This is a genomic window from Microcoleus sp. PH2017_08_TRC_O_A (genome assembly GCF_020738665.1).
Lineage (GTDB): Bacteria > Cyanobacteriota > Cyanobacteriia > Cyanobacteriales > Microcoleaceae > Microcoleus.
The window spans coordinates 164,631-185,013 of record NZ_JAEQCE010000001.1 but is presented as its reverse complement, the minus strand read 5'-3'; the positions used below and the strand labels follow the sequence as shown (position 1 = coordinate 185,013).

Genomic DNA, 20,383 nt, shown 5'->3' with positions numbered 1-20,383 from the left:
GGCGACGTTACTAATTTCGGGGTTAGTAGTGTTTTATTTTTCAGATTCACTATCCGGCAAAACATCTAATCCTTTGCTACGTTCATTGCTATGATACATCAACCAATTATGAGTCTCTTCATAAGCAGCTAGCAGAGGGGGATGCAATTCGGCAAGTCTTTCGATATCGATAATTGTGAAAGCTTCATCAATTTTATTAAACTCTAATTGAACTGGTGCGGGTAGCGGTTCTGTTTGTTGGAGTACCGCGCCAATGAAAGCTGTAAAAATATCGTCATTATTATTTTTCATCATAATCCCGTTAGAGTGAAGGCTGCCCAGTAATACGGATGTTGATAAGGTTGGTCTGATTCCATTTTAGCCAAGTTTTGCTGATTGCTTTTAAAGAATCGGCGCAGGCTAACTTCAGCTACAGAAAGTTCGCTGCTGTTTTCGGAAATCTTGTCAATTTCCCGCTGATACCAAGCGGCTAAATCTTCGCGGGTGGCTGATTGCAGCCATTTTTGAGAATTTGCTAAGGCGACGGGTAGCGAATCGCCCTCTTCTCGCCACCGTCGGTAAAAGTCTATCATTAATAACGTACTCGCCCCGGATTGGACTGGCCACAGGGTACTGACGACAAAGCCAACTCCCGCCCGCATAAAACCGCTAGTCAATCCTACATATTCGGCGAGAATTGTTTGCTTGTCTGTGACTGCGGTTTCGCAGGCGGAAAGGCAGATTAATTTGTAGTTACTGAGGTTGAGTTGGATGATTTCTTTGACTGTTAATCGGTGAGTATCGCTTAAGTATAAAGTTGATTGTTGAGGATTGTCAAAATCATAGCTACCGTGTCCGGTAAAGTGAAAAATGTTGTGGGGCTGTGGCAATAATTTGGTGACTTCATCGAGGGTAGCTGCATTTTCTCCCCGTCGGGTAGAGTTGGCAAACATTCGGCAAATAATTTCGGATTCTATCTCGGCGGCTGGTAAAGGAAGCAATTCTTTTCGTTTGCCGTTTTCATCAATGATTATACTGTTGGGATTTTCGATACTGAGGATAGAATTCACTTCCCCTTCTTCAACCCGCGGAGGCGGGTTTTGTCTGTGTAGCCGCGAATTCCATTCGCCGACTGTATTTGGTGTATTTGCTGTATTTGCCGCAGTTGGAGGATTCAACCGATGTTTCAAATTCAACCCAAATTGAGCGCTAGGCAAATAACTAACCACAAAATCCCGACTAAACAAAGCATGAATCGGGAAGCGGTGCAAGTCCCGATGCGGAATCAAAATTAACTGGGTAATTCCCTCTAATTGCTGTTCAATCGCATCAATTTTCAGGATTGCATTGAGTCGGGCAAATTTACTTGCCATTCCCCCACGCCAAGGATGATTTACTTGACTTGTTTTCTCCTTAGATTGATAGTCGGTGTATTGTTGATTCCACTCCTTCACCCATTTTTCAAGTTCATCGGGAAAATCGCTGAAACAGGTTTCGGGAGACAACAAGCCATCGGATTTAATGATGAATGTTGTCAGGGATGCGTCGCTGAGATGCCAGTAAATCGCGGCTGTTGTCGGATTGAGGAGTTGCTGAATTTGGGCGTGAGTGACTGTCTCTTCTGTTTCGTAATCGGGAATTGGCAAGGCATCCACCAGCCAAGATAAGCAGACATTTTTATCGGTTTCTGCTGTGGCTAAGGCTTCGGCAAACTGCCCAGATTGCATGAATATATTTACGGTTAATTGTTCAAAGCTAACTAATTTGTCGGTGAGTTGCTGTTGGGTGAGTTGGGAATAGTTTTGCTGTTTCAGTAAGCGTTGCAATAAATCGGTGGCATCTCGTCGTAATTTATTTGCTTCATCAGTTTGCTTTAAGCTGACTAAGGTTTTGATTAATTTCTGCAATACTTGTAGATGCAGTTTTAGGAAAGTATCTGGTGTTAGAGTTTTGAGGGATTCTTGGTAGTTGGTGGTGGCTTTATTCCAATAGGTGTTGGGAGAAGTGAGTTTTCCGCGACTATAATGAGCATCTCCTAGTGCTTGATGCAGTTCTCCATATCCTTCGGGGTGGGTATTTTGTTGGCAATACTCTAAGCCTGTTTTTAATGTTAATATTTGACCTTCATAGCCGCGCTGTGTCAGGTTGTGAGTTATGAGAGTTCTGGTTACTGGTGGAGATTTAGGGAATTGTCCCTGTAAGATTTCATAAACTAGCAGCCTATGTTTAGGTGCATTTTCGACTGCTATACTCCGATTTTTCCAGGCTGCGTGGTCATCTGGTTTGATTTCTAAAGCTTTGTCACAGGATGCGATCGCCTCTTCTAACTTTCCTAAATGATACAGTACACCGCTCCGATCGAACCAGGCTTCCTCTTTATCTAGTTTAATTTCTAAGGCTTTGTCGTAGGATGCGATCGCCTCTTCTAACCTTCCTAACTTACGCAGTGCAAGGCCCCGATTGAACCATGCGTTGTGCTCATCTGGTTTAATTTCTAAAGCTTTGTCCCAGGATGCGATGGCATCTTCTAACTTTCCGAAATTATCCAGTGCAATGCCCATATTGTACCAGGCTTTGTCAAAATCTGGTTTGATTTCTAAAGCTTTGTCGAAGGATGCGATCGCCTCTTCATATTTGTTGAAATTGTCACAAAGAATACAGCCCCGATTAATCCAGGCTTGGTAAAAATCTGGTTTGAATTCTAAAGCTTTTTCGTAGGATGCGATCGCCTGTTCAAACAAGCCTAAATCATTTTGTTCTTTCCCTCGCTTATACCAAACCTCAGCCTCCAGCCCCCGCGCCAATTCCTGAAGCGATGACACCGCATCCGCAGACGCTGTACTCCCCTGCGCGCCCTCCAACAATCGAGATCCAAACCTCGGCAACCAAGCCGCCAAATCACCATTTTTAATTTGTTTTGCGATTAAGAATTCCGCAACATCGCCTCTTCCCCAGCCCTGATTCACCCATTCTAGAAGTTTCATCAACTTCGCCTCGTATTCCGCATCAGTCAAAGTTGGAAGAACCCCCCTCAGTCCCCCCTTGCTAAGGGGGGAAGCAAGATTTGTTCCCTCTTTCCCCCCCGCTGTTGCTAAGGGGGGAAGCAAGATTTTCTTTCTTGTCCCCCCCCTTACCAAGGGGGGGGGCCAGGGGGGGTTAAAATACTGAGTATAAGCGCACAAAATCCGCTGAATTAATTGTTTGAGGAAGCGCCAGATTTTATCTAACATTGGTGAGATGGTGAGGCGGTTGGTTTTTGTTATTGTAGCAATAATTGTGGGGATTCGCGATCGCCTTGAGCACCCGGCGGTTGAAACCGCGTCTACACAAACAATGTCCGCCTCCGCGGACTAAGAGATCAGTCATTGTAGGGTGCGTCGCCCTAGAAAATCTCTGAATTAGAGCGATAATCTCATAGCGACGCACCTTTGCTATTCAAGGGCTTCTGGAAATAAACCTAATACTTGTTTTTACCGGATATAGACATGAGGTGCGTCGCTATGAGATTTTTCATCTTTTTTTGAGATTGTTGATGGCGACACACCCTACAAGTATTATGGTAAGTGGCTCGCGCCGGACACGGTAATGCAGTTTCCATACAAATATTATCAATTCAATGCGGGGGCTGCGCCTTCTACTGGCCTCACAATTGCGGGTTTATTAGTAGATTTTGGCTGAAAAAGTGCCTTCAGTGCCTTATCGAGATTCTCCGCCATCACAATTCTATTTTCGTAGGCAACAATCACTCTAATTAAAGTTGGCAAACTATTGCGTTCAGCCTCCAAATAAAGAGGTTCCACGTACAGCAAAGATTGTTCGATCGGAATTACTAATAAATTGCCTTGAATCGCCTTTGAACCCTGCCGATTCCACAGAGATATTTGTTCGGAAATCACCGGATCTTGGTTAATCAAAGCTTCTATCTGTTCCGGGCCGTAAACTAATCGCTGTTTGGGGAATTGATACAATAGCAATTTACCATAATCATCGTCATCCGATCGCCCTGCAATCCAAGCAATTAAATTATTACGACTGACTGGCGTAAATGGCAATAGCAAAATAAACTCTTCTGATGTTTCTGTCGGTAGTTTTGTAATCAAATAATACGGTTCTACGGGCTGCTGTTTGCCACCATAAATCTCATTAGGAACGCGCCACAAATCCTCCCGATTGTAAAATACCTGCGGATCTTCCATGTGATAAGTTAACAACCGTTCCGATTGAATGCTCAACAAATCTACGGGATATCTAATATGTTTGCGGAGTGCCGGAGGCATTTTGTCCAGGGGTTTGAAGAGTCCGGGAAAGATAGCCATCCAACTCTTAATAATCGGATCGGAAGGATTGCTAACGTAGAAGTTGACAGAGCCGTTGTAGGCGTCAATGACGACTTTTACCGGGTTGCGGATGTAGTTAAATTCATTGCTTCCTGGATCTGAATAAGGGTAGCGATCGCTCGCTGTATAGCCATCGATAATCCAGTAAAGATAGTTGGGAGATTTATCGTTTACCGAGGGTGAAGGTTTAATCTTGTTGCCAATTTTATCCGGTTTTTTTTCGATTTCGCCTTTGCTGAGATTGGCGTTTGCTACTACCAAATACGGGTCGGAATCGTAGCGCAAAAAAGGAGCGATCGCCCGGACTCTTTTGTTAATATTGCGGCGATAAAGTAACTTAGTTTCTGGTGTGAAATTGCGGGTTAGCGCCATTTGCCAATTTTTGAGATAACTCGCAAACAGCAAGCGCTTCCATAGAGAGTCGATCGCAATTCCGCCCGTACCGCTGTAGGTATTGTAAACATTGTCTTGGCCGCTGGGATAGTCGAATTCCTTGACTTTTGTCGGTGCGATGGCGTCTGTATCGGTGACTTCGCCGTAGTAAATGCGCGGATAGCCGATCGGGATACTGGCCCGAATGCTATCTTTAGTGACATCTAAAACAGTATCTCCTGTCTGGGCTGTCACCCCAATATCCTTGACAAAATAATCGGGTAAACCGCCGGCACCGACTGTGTTTACGGGAGATAGAGTAAAGCCGTAACCGTGAGTGTACACGAGGTGTTCGTTTACCCAAGTTTGAGCTTCCGGCGCCACCGCTGTGTAATCTAATTCCCGCGCCGCCAGAATTACTTGCTGGCTTTCCACATCTCCCTTTTTTGCTGTGGCGTTTTTGATTGTATAGCGATCGATATCAGCATCAGGAAATGTATAATAAGGTCGAATTTGCTGTAACTGTCGGTTGGCTTGCAGCAGTGGCTGTTTGTCCCACAGCCGGATGTTGCTAATAGTAAGTTGATTTTTTTCTAAGTCTTGATATGTAAGTTTTCCGCCTGGATCGAAGGTTTTGATTTCAATTTTCTTGAGGTCAAAAGCTTGTTGAGTAAAGGCAATGCTGCGCTGGATGTAGGGCTGTTCGCGGGCTAGTTCGTTGGGTTTGACTGCGAGTTGCTGCACGATTTGTGGTAGCAGCAAACCTAGACAAAAACTTACAGTCAAAAATGCTAAGATGATTTTTTTAAAGTTATTATTGTTGATGTTTAATTGGAAAACAGGCCAAAGCATGAAAAGTGCGATCGCCCCAGCCACCACACTCAAAAAGCCATAGACGGGAAGCCGCACTGTCACGTCAGCGTAACCAGCCCCGTAGGTAACGTCTCCGCGCGAGTACAGCAAGGTGTAACAGCCCAGCCAGTACCGGAGCGAGATGGCTACCATGCAAGCTGCTCCCAAGCCGTACAAGTGCCGCTGTTGCGATCGCGAAAACCCCAAAAATATCCCTTGACTCAGGCTGTTTCCAGACAGCAAATAGGTTAAAGTGCAAGATACTAAACCGTACACAGATACAACAGTCAGCCCGAAACTTAGTAATTCTAAGATGGGCAAGATAAATACATAAAAGCTAATATCTTGATTAAAAATCGGGTCGGTGATGTTAAAATTAGTAGGGTGGAAATAGTGTAAAAGTTTAGTCCAGCGACTAGCGGCAATTATCCCGATCGCCAAACTGAGCAAAAGAGCGATCGCCCGCAACCAAAAATCCGGCTTAATTGCTACAGCGAACATCATCCCCAGCAGCAAGCCCAACTGCCACCAATCAGACGATAGCTGCACCACGCCAACCTGGATTGACTTAAATCCGAAGTGAATTGGCGGCGCAGACAAACCCCCGACTATCCTAAAATCGCCGATGCTACCGGTGGCTAAGAGCCCGCAGTGAATTACTGTTAAACTGGCGATCGCACTTAATCCAAATATCGCCAACAACAGCCAGGGAAACGCAATTTGAGATTTAGCAGCAGGTGATTGATGATTTTTCTTCGTGTTTTTGCCACTTGCGGGCGCGATTAACTGCCTAAAAACAGGTGATTTAATGTTTTCGGTGGGAAGTTGCAGGCGGCGGGCTAGGGCTAAATTTCCGAAGAAGAAGGCGGAAGATACCAAAAGTGCGATCGCGCCCAGCAACCCTTGAGTTTTCAGTTTTAACAGCAAAACCTGAAGATATCCAACTTCCTCAAACCACAGCATTTCTGCCGCAATCCGGGAGGAAAACTCAAAAACTAACCACAGCCCTACAAGCAATAGAATTAATTGATGAATTCGCTTAATAGTCATTAGTTGTTAGTTGTTAGTTGTTAGTTGTTAGTTGTTAGTTGTTAGTTGTTAGTTGTTAGTTGTTAGTTGTTAGTTGTTAGTTGTTAAACTGGTTCCCAGGCTCTGCCAGGGAACCGATATCGAGAGGCTCTGCCTCATCCAAAAATGGAGGCAGAACCTCCGAATCTGCGTTACCAAGCTCCAGCCTGGTAACAAGTAATATTTTTTGCGGTTACATCTCACATCTTGCCGCATTCTCAATAACAGGCAAGATGCCTGTTCCACAAAAAATAAATTTTCTTGTGGGATGGGCATCCTGCCCGTCCGTGAAAGGCTAGTTAAGAATGGTGCAAGATATCAGTTACATCGGAATTATACAGTGCTGTCCCCGCTCGCGCGACTCGCCAGCAGGGACAGCAATGCACAAAATGATCGTTCCAATGCAAACAGAAAGGATATAAAACCCTAAATTTGAGTTAAGAAACCCCATTACTTAATGAGCAAATGGGTAAGTCCTAATTACATTAAAAGCTGATGCAAAACATCACCAATGACAACTGTCAACTGTCAACTGTCAACTGTCAACTGTCAACTGTCAACTGTACTGCTGATTTACATCAACATCCAAATTAAACAGAGTTTGCAAAGTGTGCATCGCTTGTCGGCGCGCCTCAATATCCTGCTGCGCCCGCAACTGCACCATCGGATCGTGCAAAATCTTATTCACAATCCCTCTTGTTAAAGATTCAATCACATCTTGATGTTTCTCCGAAAACTCGGAACCCAGACGCGATAAAGCTTTTTCTAACTCTTGTTCTCGAATTAATTCGATCTTATCCCGCAAACAGCTAATGGTAGGAACAGTTTCTAGACTGCGCCACCAGACATCAAAAGCCTCGACTTCCTGTTCCAGCAAGCCCTCAGCTTCCATTGCCATTTTGCGGCGGCTTTCGTGATTTTGAGCTACCACTGCTTTCAAATCGTCCACATTAAACGACTTGACGTTATCCAATTCCTTAGCATCCGAGTCAACGTTGCGCGGCACAGAAATGTCCACCAACATCAAAGGGCGATCGGGTTTTAAGACAGCTTCTAATTTAGCTTTATTTAACAGCGGATCTGTAGCGGCTGTACTGGTAAACACCAAGTCAGAATCCCCAATTACCTGCATCATGTCCGAGAGCAAATGCAAGTGCAGTGTAGCATCTTTAAACAAACCGGCCAATTCCTCAGCGCCTCGCATCGATCGATTGACGATCGCAATATGACTCGCTCCTTTCGACAGCAAATGCTGCACCAACAAGCGCGACATCTTCCCAGCACCGATAATTGCAATCCGGCTAGTTGCTAAATGCTGACCTTTTAATTGAGCTAATTCCGCCGCCGCCGAAGAAATCGAAACCGCACCAGTACCAATGCTAGTTTCTGTGCGAACACGTTTCCCGGCTGTCAAAGCTTGCTTAAACAAACGTTCTAAAATTCTGCCAACACCTTTGTACTGCTGGGCGAGTTTGTGAGTTTGTTTCACCTGAGCCAAAATTTGTCCTTCTCCGAGCACCAAACTGTCGAGGCCCGCAGACACTCGCATCAAGTGCATCACCGCATCTTCGTGCAGCAAAATGAACAGGTGAGGGCGCAAAGACTGCAAAGGAAGTTTACTGCATTCCGAAAGGAACTGCATCACTTCTCGCACTCCCGGCTCTGACTCTGTGGTAACGATATAAATTTCTAAACGGTTGCAAGTGCTGAGGATTGCAACTTCTTGAATGTGGGGGTAGCCGCGCAATTGGGCGATCGCCGCTTCAATCTTTTGTTCTGGAATGCTGAGTTTTTCCCGAACTTCAACCGGCGCTGTTTTGTGGCTGAGACCTACGACTGCAATATTCATATCTGTCATTTGTCACTATTTATTTCTTAGTTATCTACAGTCACCTGTGATTAACTCTTAGTTTATCGCTAATTGTTAATCACTGGTGACTGTCAACGGTTAATAGTCAAAAATTAACATTTAAAATTTAACTGTTAACCGCTAACTAATGATTATTTCAATTGCAGAGATTTAGGCTGGTCAAACATATGGATTGTATCCACAAACCGAGCAGTCTTCGACTGAGAAGAAATAATCAAACTTTCAGTACGAGCGCCGCCACCAAAGAAGCGAACTCCTTCCATCAGCGTTCCGGGAGTAATTCCGCAAGCCGCAAACAGAACTGTTTCTCCAGATGCCAATTCTTCAGCATTGTAGATCTTGTCTGGATCTGTGATGCCCATTGATGTAAGTCGAGCGATATTGCTCTCTTTACTTTCACCGATCAAACCAGTTTTTACAACAGCCGGATCGTAAATTAACTGTCCTTGGAAGTGACCGCCCAAACAGCGCATGGCTGCTGCGGAAATCACACCTTCAGGTGCAGCACCAATACCCATCAGGGCGTGGATGTTGGAACCAGAAAACGCACAAGAAATCGCAGCAGAAACGTCGCCGTCGCTGATCAGTCGAACTCTTGCACCAGCTTGGCGAATTTCATTAATTAAATCTTTGTGACGAGGGCGATCCATCACCACAACCACCAAATCTTCAACACTACGGCCGAGACAATCAGAGATAATTTTGAGGTTTTCGGTTGGTGTCTTGCGAATATCTACATGATTTCTGGCAGCCGCAGGAGCAGCCAATTTGTTCATGTAGAAATCGGGAGCAGCAAACAAACCGCCTTTTTCAGAGATTGCCAAAACAGCCATCGAACCGTTTTGACCGTAAGCAACCAGGTTAGTACCTTCGCAAGGGTCAACAGCGATATCAATTTCGATCAATTCATCTATGTTGCAGACATCTTTAGCATCTTCACGAGTACAAATACCCACTTGTTCGCCGATGTAAAGCATGGGTGCGTCATCGCGTTCGCCTTCACCGATCACGATGCGGCCGCGCATATGAATTTTGTTCATCCGCTCGCGCATTGCTTCTACAGCCACTCTGTCGGCTTCATCTTTCTCGCCTTTGCCCATCAATCGAGCGGAGGCGATGGCTGCCTGCTCAACTACTTCGATAATCTCTAAACCGATTGCATTATCCACGAACTATATACTCCCAACTAAGTCTTGCGTGCCTTGTGCTTTTTGCACTCCCAGCCATCAAGTTTATCAGAGGCGGGGATCTGTGCGAGCGCAAGCAGTTGGTTTGTTTGTGTTAACTTTTACTTCTTTGAGACTGGGGCTGATAAATTGGGCAAAATAAGCTGAAGGCTCGATCGCCCGAATGCTTGACTCTTGCGATGGCGATCGTCCTACACAGGCGGGCCCGATTGTCCAAGAGCGGACTCTCGGAGGCGGAGGCGAGCCCAGGCGTAAGTTGCGATAGTCATGGTAAATCGGGCGTCCCACAATCGCGATACACTCTAAGTGTATGAGCTGGGAGCAAGAAAAAATGATGATGAAAGCCCAAGATATTATGACAAAGGAAGTTGTCACCATTCGTGGTTCGGCAACGGTAGCTGAAGCAGTGGCGATGATGAACGAACTGTGTCTGCGCGCGCTAATTGTGGAACGCCGCCACGAACAAGACGCCTATGGCATAGTCACAGAAACGGATATTGTTTACAAAGTAACAGCCTACGGAGTAGACCCGCAAAAAGTCCGCGTCTTCGAGATTATGACCAAACCGTGCATCACGGTGAATCCCGACTTGGGCGTGGAATATGTGGCGAGGTTGTTCGCCAATACCCGCATCCGTCGAGCTCCGGTGATTAAGGACAAACTGCTGGGCATTATTTCGGTAACGGATATTTTGACAAAAAGTGATTTTGTTGAGAAGCCGAAGAGTGTTGTCTTTGAGGATGAAATTCAAAAGGCGATCGCCGATGCTAGAACAGTCTGTTCAGAGAAAGGTGCTACTTCTAAACAGTGCGCGGTAGCTTGGGACATCGTAGAGGAAATGCAGGCTGAGGCCGCTCACCAGCGATCGATCAAGCTTGAAAAAACGGCTTTTGATGAGTATTGCGAAGAGAATCCCGACGCGGCCGAAGCCCGGATGTACGACAGTTAATTTAGTCAGTTGACAGTTGACAGTTGACAGTTGACAGTTGACAGTTGACAGAAGGTAGAAAGCTGAATTTTTAATTATGCCTTCTACCATCTGCTTTCAAATACTAACGATCTCGCTGGTAAGCTTTAAAGTTTGTTTTGAAAGAGTTCAATAACCTGTTGCCACGCATCAGCAGCAGCTTCTCTGTATCCTATTATATTAGGATGGTGTGCTAAAAACGGGTACTTATCTACGAACAATCCACCAAAGAATCCATGTCCTGCATCGTATCGAAATACACGATGATTGATTTGATGTTTCTGTAATTCTGCCTCAATTTTTTGGTTTTCTTCCTGTGAAACCAATGTATCCTTCGTACCAAAAAATGTATAAATCGTGCCTTTGATTGCCGATGTGCGATCGATAGTTGGAGTATATTCTCCATAGCTAGAAGTTGTAATCCCCCCGCCATAAAACGAAGCAGTTGCTTTGATATCCTGTAAGGTTGCAGCCATATAAGCAATATGACCACCAAAGCAAAAACCAATGCAGCCAATAGAATCAGCTTTAACGTTGGGTAATGTGTTTAGATAGGCAATAGTTGCTTGAATATCGCTGAATATTTCCCAATATTTGACTTGTTGATAGTATTGCAACCCCAATTGGTAAGCTTCTGGACTATAACCAATATCTGGTTCGCTAAACCCAAATTCAAAACCGGGTGCAATACGTTGATACATCGCAGGTGCAATTGCTATATATCCTTGTCGTGCTATCAATTCGGTAATATCCCGAATATTTTCATTAACACCAAAGATTTCGTGAAACACAATAACCGCAGCAAAAATTCCCTTTTCTACTGGTTGGGCTAAGTAAGCATCGATTTGTAAGTTGTTGTTAAGGATTTTGACTGTTGTGGTATTAATTTCGCTATTTTTCATTTGCTTTTTCCAGCTTCGAGCGTTCAGTTTTCTAATCATGCTCATAGCTTAGAAAATTGGCGATTCTGAATTCTAGAAAAAAATTGCGGGATTTTGGTAGATTATTGCGATCGCCCTGACTGAAATTGTTTAGGTGTCATCCCCAGCAGGTGCTTGAAACATCGAGTCAAGTGACTTTGATCGCAAAATCCGACTCGGAAAGCAATCTCTGCGATGCTCAGTTTGCTCTCTTGCAACAGATACTTGGCTTTGTCGATGCGGCGCTGCAAGATATACTGGTGAGGTGTTATGCCCATGCTTTGCTTGAACAGACGTAAAAAGTGATAAGGGCTGATTTGGGCGATCGCAGCAAGTTCAATTAGTTTTATCTCTTGATGAAGATGTTCGTTAATATATTCCCTCACCTGTTGCAGTTTGGGTTTAGATAATCCATCCGTATAGCTAGAAAGCCGAGGTTGTGTGGTGCAGTAATTCCGCAACAGGTGAATCGCTAATGCGGTTTTAAGACTATCAATCAGCAAATAACCGCCGATTTGTCCAAATTCTAATTCTTGTCTTAAAGCACCGAATATCCCTTGAATCAGGATATCTTGTTCTTCCATGTAATGAGGAATGAGTTCAATGCGATCGCAATTTACCAAATCTTGACCCACTTGTTCCAGGAGTGTAGGGGCGATCGCCAAAATGGTAAACTCAGATAACCTATTCCAATTACAGCGCTGGGAAATACCCGCCGGAATCACCGCAATGTCTCCCTGATTCCGCGCTTCTGTTTTCAGCTTACCATCCAACCATCGTTCTCCCGATCGCTCTCCCGATACATCAAAAGCAGGACAATGAGCAATCACGTGCCATGTACCTTGATGTTCGGGCGTGTCAAACTGCGGCTGTTGATGGTGTTCGTAATAGATTTTATCCCATCCCGAACTTGTCAGAACAGCGGGCTGAGGCAACAAAAAATCTGTTGCCTTTTCTTGGCTGAAATCAATCAGCTTTACCTCTGCTTCTGATGTTCTCATCTTTTATCGTTAGCGCACTGGTAGTCAGAAACCGGGTTTTTACGAGAATACTTGATGACAGTGGAGAAACTCGAAAAAACCCGGTTTCTTTAGTCGGATCCGAAAAATCTTAACTGTTTGGTTCAATCATACAAAACACGTTCAACTTATTTCCATCAAGATCCCGGAAATATCCCGCATAAAACCCCGGCAAAGCGTCTCTCGGCCCTGCTGCTCCTTCATCCTGAGCGCCAAGTGCGATCGCCTTGTTATAAACTAAATTGACTTTTTCTGGACTGTCAACTTGAAGTGCGATCATTACGCCATTACCAACAGTTGCTTCGTTGCCATCAAATGGTTTTGTAATAGCAAGTCCTGGCATCTCTGGAGAAACGCTCCATGCGATAAATTGGTCGAATTCCATGAATCGTTGAGCGCCAATTTCAGCAAGCAAAGTATCATAAAAGTTGGCTGCACGTTCAAGATTGTTTGTGCCGATTGTAACGTATCCGATCATATTTTTTGTCCTTTCAGTGATGTTAAGATGAAGAAAAGTCTTTAAGAATATCACAACTGAGTTTAACTGTAATACTCCTCGACTTCTTAGTCTGCGGAGGCGGACTTCCTGTGTGTAGACGCGGTTTCACACCGCCGAGTTATAAGGGGATAGCTTGAATGCACTCAGGACTGTCTTTAGTTGGACTGTTGACGATCGCACTTACGGCATTTGCTATCATTGCTGCTGGATCGTAGGGCTTTAACAGTGGCAAAACTTCCTGAGCCTTGTCAACAGAAGGATCGAGCCATTGTTCCCAATCGCTTGCGGGGAGAATCACCGGCATTCGATCGTGCACGGGTTGCACTGTTTCGTTAGCAGCAGTAGTAATTATACTGCAAGATACAATGTTTTCTGCTTCGGCAGATTCCCAATTTTCCCACAAACCGGCAAACGCAAAAGGTTCGCTGTTTGTCATTGTAAAATAGTAAGGCTGTTTTTTCTTGCCCTGCGGTTGCCATTCGTAGAAGCCGTCAGCGATTATCAAACACCGCCTGTGCTTGATGGCGCTGCGAAAAGCAGGTTTTTCTGCTACTGTTTCCGATCGGGCATTAATCGTATGGCTGGCGATTTTCATATCTTTTGCCCAACTGGGAATCAAACCCCAGCGCATAAATTGAAACTGTCGCTGATTTTTTTCGGGAGAAACTGTGACGGTAGCAATTGATTGACTTGGGGCGATGTTGTATCGCGGTTTGATGTCGGGAATTTCCGAGAGTTTGAAGAATTCGGCGATGATTTTAGCTGGAGTATTTAACGTGAATCTGCCGCACATAATTTATAGTTGGTATTAACAAGAAAGTAGATTGCGATTTACCGTTGGGTGGGGGCGGGTTTTTGAGATTATTCGTATTAGGCCGAGATTGTTGGCGAACCCGCCCCTAGGAGACACTGCTAAATTGTGGAACATTTGCAGACAACCATTCGGCGCGCAACTTGTCAATAGCTAATTCTTTGAATTTAGCTTCTACTTCAATCCAAGGAGCATCATAATAGCAATTGGGCATATCTACAATCAAGTCGCTGTGGCGCGGATCTGCAAAAAATTCTTTGCCATTTGATATGTGGACTAATTGCCATTCAGGAACAGGCCAAGAAGTGCGGGCTGCTGCGAGCATTTCGGCAACGTTTGGATCGTTGTAACTTTCTAAATGTTCGTGAATGACGTGGTGGTGCGCGTCAAAAACCATTGCTACGCCTGTATCGAGACAAACGTCTAACAATTCCGACGAACTGTAGGCGTATTCGTCATTTTCAAAGGTTAAGCGCGATCGAATAGATTCGGGTAAGTCGCGGATGACTGATTTGAGTTGCGAAGTGCGATCGCCCTTACCGCCGTGAATGTTCATCAGTGCCCAGGGCGATCGGGGCTGTTGCAACATATCCATAATTAAAGCATGAGTCGCCAGAATTTTAATGCTGTTTTTCACAACATCCGGCTTGTCGGAACTGAGGACAACAAATTGATCGGGGTGGAACACCAAACGGATATTGAGGTCAATTGCCCGATCGCCAACTCTTCGCAATTCCTCATTCATCGAATCTAAAACTGTTTCCCCCAAATCTATATCTGCAAAAGGGAAGAGTGCAGAAGTCATGCGATACAATTTAATCCCATTGGCGTAGCAGAAATCAAGCGCTTTGTCAAGTCTTTTTAAGTTATCTGCATACAACTCGCGCAATACTTTTTCTTGTTCTATTTCTGTAAGTTGCAACAGCCGCTTCCGCGTGACTGTGCGGAAACGAACTGCATCGGAAGTCGTAATGCAGACCAATCCTAATTCAGGCTGTTTTTGACTTAATAACACTGGGTTAAGTTTGCTCATTTAAAATAATATCTATCTCTAATCTTACTTTAACATAGGTTTGTAGTCAGGACTAAAGTCCTGAATTTGGAGGGACTAAAGTCCCTAATACAAACCTGAATCTAACTACAGTTTCTAGTTTAGACTTAGTTGCTGCGGGCGATCGCCTATCTTAAGTCAGAGATGTGCTTAAGTACATCGCACAGCAGAAAGTGCGTATTACTCTGCCATAGATTCGAGCAGACGACCAACTACAGGGTCAATCTGCCAGTAATCCTTACCATCTTGCTTCTGATTTCCTAAATGCGAGACAAGACTGAGGAGTTCAGCCCATCTGAGAGTCTGCTTGACAACTTCAGGCGGTACATCATCAAGAACCTCAATTAATACCTCAATCGCGACTGCTTCTCCCCATTCAGCTAAAGTTCTCATCACCAGTTTTCTTTGAGGTTCGCAACCGTCAAAACCCATTGAATTAATTAATTTGTCAGATTTATTAAATTGATTCTTCAGTTGGGCCAAGGAATCTTGCCAGCAATGCGGATTAGCTTGAGCAAATTGATAGAATTCTTGCAGGAGGTTTGACCAATTCCCTGTAACTGCCGTAATCTTATTTCTAACTTCTAGTTTGCTCGGCAAATTGGCATCTTCCAACCAATGTCGCAGCGCGGCATCGTGCCAAGGTTTGAGACTTAAAAATCTCAGTTCCTTAAAGGAATCAAAACCTGTCCAATTATGAATAACTAACTGCCAAGCCTTCTGAGGATAGGCGACAAAAACAAGCTGGAGAAATGAGTCCTCTTTTTTCAATCTTTTGATTTTCTTAATTGCCTCATCAACCCAATCCTTACTCCAAGAAGTGGTGGCTGATACAACAACGAGCGTCGTGGTATCTTTCTTGCGACGGTTACTAATTTCTGTCAAACGCTGGCTGAAATCCGATCGATCTGAGAGATTTTCTAAATAGTGAACTTTGCAATCCTTCTTACTAAATGCTGCTTCCATAAAAACTCTCAAATCGTCAATTCCTGCGGCTTGGCACCCAAATATAATAGAGACACCGTACTCGCGGAGCAGAAGTTCTGATTCCTGTTTAACAGTTAAAGGACTGCGCTGGGAATCAGCTTTATTTTTAACCAAAAGAGGAGACCGAAAAGTAGCAGGTTCGTATTCATGTGGAGGTTCGCGGTGTCTCAGAAGTTCTGCTTCAATTTCTGGTTGCGTACCCATAAGCAAGGCTAAATTAGAATTTCTCAGAGTGAAGTAACCTGGATTGCTTTCTCGTAAAACTCCTAATCCTATCATTTCTTCTAGTAAAGCAAGAATTTCATCTTCCGATGACCTTCCCGCGAATCCGTCAGACCACCAATACAAGACTTGCTCGCGAATCCAAGATACAGAAAACCCATCCTCCATACCTGTTTCATTCTGCTGAGAACCATCAGCAATTGAGTAGGCAATTACTTCGTAGCGCGGATCGAGTCCCAGTGTCAACTTAAAGCGATCGCGAATATTATTGCGAAGGTCTTGACTTTGATAAGCTTCTTCTACATGGCGAGAAGTAATCACATAAGGCGGACTAATTTTAGGATCGAAAGTAGGGATATCTGGGTTAGTGATGTGCTTGAGTAGCTGCTCGCAATAAAGTTGAATCAAGCTCGGATAATAGTTAGTCTGCCACAGAATGCGCGGGATTAAATTTGGTGATTCAAAACGATAGCCAAGACTAGCCAGCGGACGTTCTACCAAAGCTGTTGCGGCTCGCATTTCACCATTATTCAGCAGAGGCCCAATGCAGATAGGCGCGCCAAAGTGAGCCAGCGGATGGTTTGCTTGTCTAGTGGTTCTCAGAACGTTGTGCAATCCGGCAAAGACCACCTTAAAACGTCGGTGAGTTTCCGTCATTAATTTTCTGAACTCATCGCAGCGCAGGAAATCCTCCTTACCATCAGCTTCCAAGAAATTATCTGCCTCATCCAACAACAGCAAAAAGCGCCGCTGATTGTCCGATTCTAGCCAACTTTTAATCCGCTGCAAGCTGCTTTCGCGGACGGAATTTCGCCGGTTGGTATCGGGAATTTTTAATTTATCCAATTCTTCGTTTAGTAGATGCCAAATCTTATCTAACAGTTGCTTGCGTCCAATTTCTTTGATATCCAAAAATAGGGCGTTCCTGCCCGCGTCGGTTGCGTGAAAAGTCCGGTGTACATATTTAAGCAAAACCGTTTTACCTAACTGGCGGCCTCCATAAATTAAACAAGAACCTTCTCGATCGATTATGGATTCCCGTTCTCGTACTCGCCCGTAAAACATCTCAGGGGGAACCTCTCCTGCTGCGGTTTTATACGGTTCTAGGAAAGTAAAGGGTAAGGTACAATCAAACAATACAGGTAGGCGTGTTTTTTGTTCTCCGCAAAGATAGAGCATCAGCACATCATCTATAACAATGAAAGTGCTCCGACGCTGCCGACATAAATCAGCCAAATCTCGGCGTCTCTTGACGGTCATTCGCCCAAAATGAAAGACGAAGACCGGCCCTCCAAGAGCAGTTTCTCCAACGGCATTGAGGAGATCCTGTTCGTTCGGTCTATCCCATACGCAAAGAATGCGGTAATGACCCTTCGCGGCTGAACCATAGGCAGACACAGGACAGCGATTTTGGTCAAATATCGGCTCAGCTTTAACGTCAATCCAGGTATTTTGTCCTGATTTTTTAAATGTAAGAGATGTTATGTTAAAACCGAGGTTGCTGAGAATTTGGCGAGCATCTTTCTCTGTGATTTCTTGCTTCCTTCCCTTGGCTGCAAACCAAGCGTCTAGCATTTCAGCGGCTTTTTTGGCTTGAGCCCCCTGCGGTATCTGGATTTTGGCGATACTTTTTCCTTTGGAAATATTGGGAATTAGCTCTTGCTTTTTTTGTCGATCGCGATCGCACTCCTCAAGCACTTTTTCGATCGCAGCATACTTATGCTCGAAGAAGTCTTTAAAAGCATCTCTCTTTTCCTCTGGTTCAGGAAGCGATCGCCGCTCTTGCAGCATAGATATATATTCCTTAGCCGTCAGGATATCGCCTTGCTCCAATACACTGCAAATTCTGGTATAATCAGCCTGATTTTCAACTTTTTTTCCTTGCTTATTTTCAGAATTTGGCAGCTCAATCTGAGTTGTGGTTGGCGGTTCTGTTGGTGGAATATCTGGGATATATTCAGGGGTTGGCTGCGCGATCGCCTCCTCTGTCAATACCGAGTTCAACTCTGCTACTGGTGGTTGTTCGACAACAGGAACAGTTTCAGATTCCGGCTCATCAACTAAGGAAGTTTCGTCTAAGTTATTGTTAGTAGAAACAGCAGGCAAATCTGGTATTGCTTCCGCCTGGATCATCAGTTTTCCTCTTACTGCTGCCATCGCCAGAGTTCTTCCAAATGATTCTGCTACGGCATCCTGTAAAGAAGCTAAATGCTCGTCATCTGCTTCTTCCCATTCTGAAATTAGTGTTAGAAGTTTGCAGAATGGATGATTGCCATCAGCCAAGATTTGGGTGTCGGGATGCAAGTCAGACTTGTGGGATTCGGAGATGGCGCGTTGAAGTTCGCGGGCTTTTTCCTGACATTCCAGCAATGACTGAAAATTGCTCTCTACTCGATGGGCGATCGCTAAAATTCGTTCCAGAACCCTCAAAGCAGAGTCGCGGACAAGGGCGATCGCACTTTTTTGCTTCTCGGCCAAATCCACACGCTCAAGTACAGACCTGATATCTGTTAAAGAACAAATTTCTTCAACTTTCAGCGTTGTCGATACTGCCAAATATTCAGCCACTTCTAGCACCTTGTCGCGAAGCTGAATAAACTTTTTATGGGACTCGTCAAGTTCTTGAATCAGCTTTTGAGATATAGGTATACCAGGGTTTAGCAACTTTCGACTCGCCTCTGACAGCCGTTTCTCTAATTGGGAAAAAACATCTTCTAGTGCGGTGAGTTGTTTGAGTAAGTCTGCTGAATTTTGTTTCATCGGTTTAATCGCTTTATTTAAGTCATTTTCTGTCAGTTCGGCAATGTGGAAATTATGCTCGTTCAAATTTGCATAGGTGAGATTGTTTTGACTTCCATCGGCACTTGACAGGTGAGTCTGAGCCAACTTTGTTTGTTCTATATTTGATTTTTCTATGAAATTGTTAAAAGGAATTAATGGTTCGGTCGTATTAGCTGTTTCAACTATTTTATCACGAACAGGCTCCAGTAAGAAAGTGTCGCGGCTGGGAGACAAGTTTTCTGAGATATTGAACTGTCTGGGCTGGCTCGGTTTGGCGATCGGTCTTTTTGTCTCAGTTTGATAAACTGGTGTAGGGCGAATATAATCTTTTAAAATGCTGTTGCGGTTGGGATGGCGCAATCTTAGTAAAGCCTTACCCTCAATTTGCCGAATCCGCTCGCGGGTAAGATTAAATATATTGCCGATTTCCTGTAGACTTTTCTCGCTGCCGTCATCCAATCCGAATCGCATCCGAATAATGTCACGTTGTCGAGGGGTAAGAGTATCTAAAACGCTTTCTAAATCTTCGGTAAACAATTTTTTAGATGCTTGTTCTTCTGGTGTTTCTCCATCGAATTCAATCAACTCTCCCAATGTACAGTCTTCATAATCACCCATTTTAGTATCTAAGGAAATGATAGATTTAGCCGATTGAATAACCAATCGCATTTTTACAATTGTCATCTCCATTTTAGTAGCGATTTCTTCTTCGGTAGGCTTGTGGCCGATTTCTTGAGAAAGCTGTTTGGTAGTTTTCTTAATCTTCGAGATAGTTTCATAAACGTGAACTGGTAGGCGGATAGTCCGCGATCGATCGGCAATAGCCCGCGTAATTGCCTGACGAATCCACCAATATGCGTGGGTAGAAAACCTGGTTCCCTTCGTGCAATCAAACTTTTCTACAGCCTTGATTAAACCGATATTTCCCTCCTGAATCAAGTCTAAGAAATCCAGCCCTCGATTTTGATATTTTTTAGCGATTGAGACTACCAGCCGCAAGTTAGACTCTACCATTTTGTCTTTAGCTTTTCGGCTCCCCTCTAACTCTAACTCAGCAATTTTACGAGCTAATTCAATTTCTTCGTAAGCTTTGAGCAGGGGAATTCGACAGATTTGTTGCAGGTAAACCCGAAGCGAATCTGACAGTATACGATCTTTTTTAAATTCGATGTTGTCAGGAATAGTTTTATGCCAAGCTTCATGAAATTCGTCAAAGTTGCTAAAGCCATGATTTTCATACAACTCTGTCAAAAAAATATTGAAGAGCATTTTTAAATGAGAGTTTGTCGGACTGGCGAATGGGATATCTTTAATATGTTTGACTTTTCCTAATACATCTTCAGATTCATTGCGTTTGTGTTGGCGACGGTTGATAATGGATAAAGTCAGAGTTTCTCCATGCTGAAAAAGAACGATCGCGGGAATCGGTAAAATTTTATTAATCTCGCGGATAATCCCGTC

Annotated in this window: 13 protein-coding genes and 1 pseudogene; 1 reads left to right on the top strand and 13 read right to left on the bottom strand. The window is 44.2% G+C overall.

Annotated features, from left to right (window positions below):
* Positions 1-33: 33 nt before the first annotated feature.
* The 6 genes from JGK22_RS00800 to JGK22_RS00775 all read right to left on the bottom strand — a co-directional run bounded on the left by JGK22_RS00800 (position 34) and on the right by JGK22_RS00775 (position 9,953).
* Entirely contained in the window at positions 34-294 is a 261-nt protein-coding gene (locus JGK22_RS00800; RefSeq protein ID WP_293219308.1) for a hypothetical protein, read from the bottom strand.
* Positions 291-2,963 carry a CHAT domain-containing protein gene (locus tag JGK22_RS00795; protein ID WP_293196765.1) on the bottom strand — a complete coding sequence of 891 codons (2,673 nt, stop codon included), beginning with the start codon at positions 2,961-2,963 and terminating at the stop codon, positions 291-293. Before JGK22_RS00795 ends, JGK22_RS00800 begins: the two co-directional genes overlap by 4 nt.
* A gap of 624 nt (positions 2,964-3,587) precedes the next feature.
* On the bottom strand, positions 3,588-6,590 hold the full coding sequence (locus JGK22_RS00790) for a UPF0182 family protein (protein WP_293312166.1): 3,003 nt from the start codon (positions 6,588-6,590) through the stop codon (positions 3,588-3,590).
* A 574-nt stretch (positions 6,591-7,164) separates the two neighbouring features.
* On the bottom strand, positions 7,165-8,457 hold the full coding sequence (locus tag JGK22_RS00785) for a glutamyl-tRNA reductase (RefSeq protein WP_293232460.1): 1,293 nt from the start codon (positions 8,455-8,457) through the stop codon (positions 7,165-7,167).
* A gap of 152 nt (positions 8,458-8,609) precedes the next feature.
* Positions 8,610-9,647 (bottom strand): class II fructose-bisphosphatase, encoded by a 1,038-nt coding sequence (glpX, locus tag JGK22_RS00780; protein ID WP_293176740.1) that lies wholly within the window; start codon positions 9,645-9,647, stop codon positions 8,610-8,612.
* Positions 9,648-9,713: 66 nt separating this feature from the next.
* Complete coding sequence (locus JGK22_RS00775) at positions 9,714-9,953, bottom strand: hypothetical protein (protein ID WP_293196767.1); 240 nt, start codon at positions 9,951-9,953, stop codon at positions 9,714-9,716.
* 43 nt (positions 9,954-9,996) lie between these two features.
* Between JGK22_RS00775 and JGK22_RS00770 the strand changes: the two genes are divergently transcribed.
* A complete protein-coding gene (locus JGK22_RS00770; RefSeq protein WP_293176760.1) occupies positions 9,997-10,614 on the top strand; it encodes a CP12 domain-containing protein in 618 nt (205 codons plus the stop codon).
* 125 nt (positions 10,615-10,739) lie between these two features.
* On the opposite strand, the gene JGK22_RS00765 is transcribed toward JGK22_RS00770, so the two are convergent.
* The 7 genes and pseudogenes from JGK22_RS00765 to JGK22_RS00735 form a co-directional block, all read right to left on the bottom strand.
* Entirely contained in the window at positions 10,740-11,534 is a 795-nt protein-coding gene (locus JGK22_RS00765) for a dienelactone hydrolase family protein (RefSeq protein WP_293213128.1), read from the bottom strand.
* A gap of 101 nt (positions 11,535-11,635) precedes the next feature.
* A complete protein-coding gene (locus JGK22_RS00760) occupies positions 11,636-12,553 on the bottom strand; it encodes an AraC family transcriptional regulator (RefSeq protein ID WP_293312164.1) in 918 nt (305 codons plus the stop codon).
* Positions 12,554-12,662: 109 nt separating this feature from the next.
* Entirely contained in the window at positions 12,663-13,049 is a 387-nt protein-coding gene (locus JGK22_RS00755) for a VOC family protein (RefSeq protein ID WP_293219300.1), read from the bottom strand.
* A gap of 139 nt (positions 13,050-13,188) precedes the next feature.
* Positions 13,189-13,863 (bottom strand): SOS response-associated peptidase, encoded by a 675-nt coding sequence (locus JGK22_RS00750; RefSeq protein ID WP_293176730.1) that lies wholly within the window; start codon positions 13,861-13,863, stop codon positions 13,189-13,191.
* Between the two features lie 106 nt (positions 13,864-13,969).
* Positions 13,970-14,914 carry a UV DNA damage repair endonuclease UvsE gene (uvsE, locus tag JGK22_RS00745; protein ID WP_293176728.1) on the bottom strand — a complete coding sequence of 315 codons (945 nt, stop codon included), beginning with the start codon at positions 14,912-14,914 and terminating at the stop codon, positions 13,970-13,972.
* Positions 14,915-15,112: 198 nt separating this feature from the next.
* Positions 15,113-18,967, bottom strand: a complete 3,855-nt coding sequence (locus JGK22_RS33170) for an AAA family ATPase (RefSeq protein WP_366024712.1) — start codon at positions 18,965-18,967, stop codon at positions 15,113-15,115.
* A gap of 270 nt (positions 18,968-19,237) precedes the next feature.
* Positions 19,238-20,062, bottom strand: a pseudogene (locus JGK22_RS00735) (sigma-70 family RNA polymerase sigma factor); the annotation flags it as partial.
* Between the last annotated feature and the right edge of the window lie 321 nt (positions 20,063-20,383).

Excerpts from the sequence above, each read along its gene's own strand:
- JGK22_RS00800 (WP_293219308.1), bottom strand. The coding sequence starts at position 294 with ATGATGAAAAATAATAATGACGATATTTTTACAGCTTTCATTGGCGCG.
- JGK22_RS00795 (WP_293196765.1), bottom strand. The coding sequence starts at position 2,963 with ATGAAACTTCTAGAATGGGTGAATCAGGGCTGGGGAAGAGGCGATGTT.
- JGK22_RS00790 (WP_293312166.1), bottom strand. The coding sequence starts at position 6,590 with ATGACTATTAAGCGAATTCATCAATTAATTCTATTGCTTGTAGGGCTG.
- JGK22_RS00785 (WP_293232460.1), bottom strand. The coding sequence starts at position 8,457 with ATGAATATTGCAGTCGTAGGTCTCAGCCACAAAACAGCGCCGGTTGAA.
- JGK22_RS00770 (WP_293176760.1), top strand. The coding sequence starts at position 9,997 with ATGATGATGAAAGCCCAAGATATTATGACAAAGGAAGTTGTCACCATT.
- JGK22_RS00765 (WP_293213128.1), bottom strand. The coding sequence starts at position 11,534 with ATGAAAAATAGCGAAATTAATACCACAACAGTCAAAATCCTTAACAAC.
- JGK22_RS00760 (WP_293312164.1), bottom strand. The coding sequence starts at position 12,553 with ATGAGAACATCAGAAGCAGAGGTAAAGCTGATTGATTTCAGCCAAGAA.
- JGK22_RS00755 (WP_293219300.1), bottom strand. The coding sequence starts at position 13,049 with ATGATCGGATACGTTACAATCGGCACAAACAATCTTGAACGTGCAGCC.
- JGK22_RS00750 (WP_293176730.1), bottom strand. The coding sequence starts at position 13,863 with ATGTGCGGCAGATTCACGTTAAATACTCCAGCTAAAATCATCGCCGAA.
- uvsE (WP_293176728.1), bottom strand. The coding sequence starts at position 14,914 with ATGAGCAAACTTAACCCAGTGTTATTAAGTCAAAAACAGCCTGAATTA.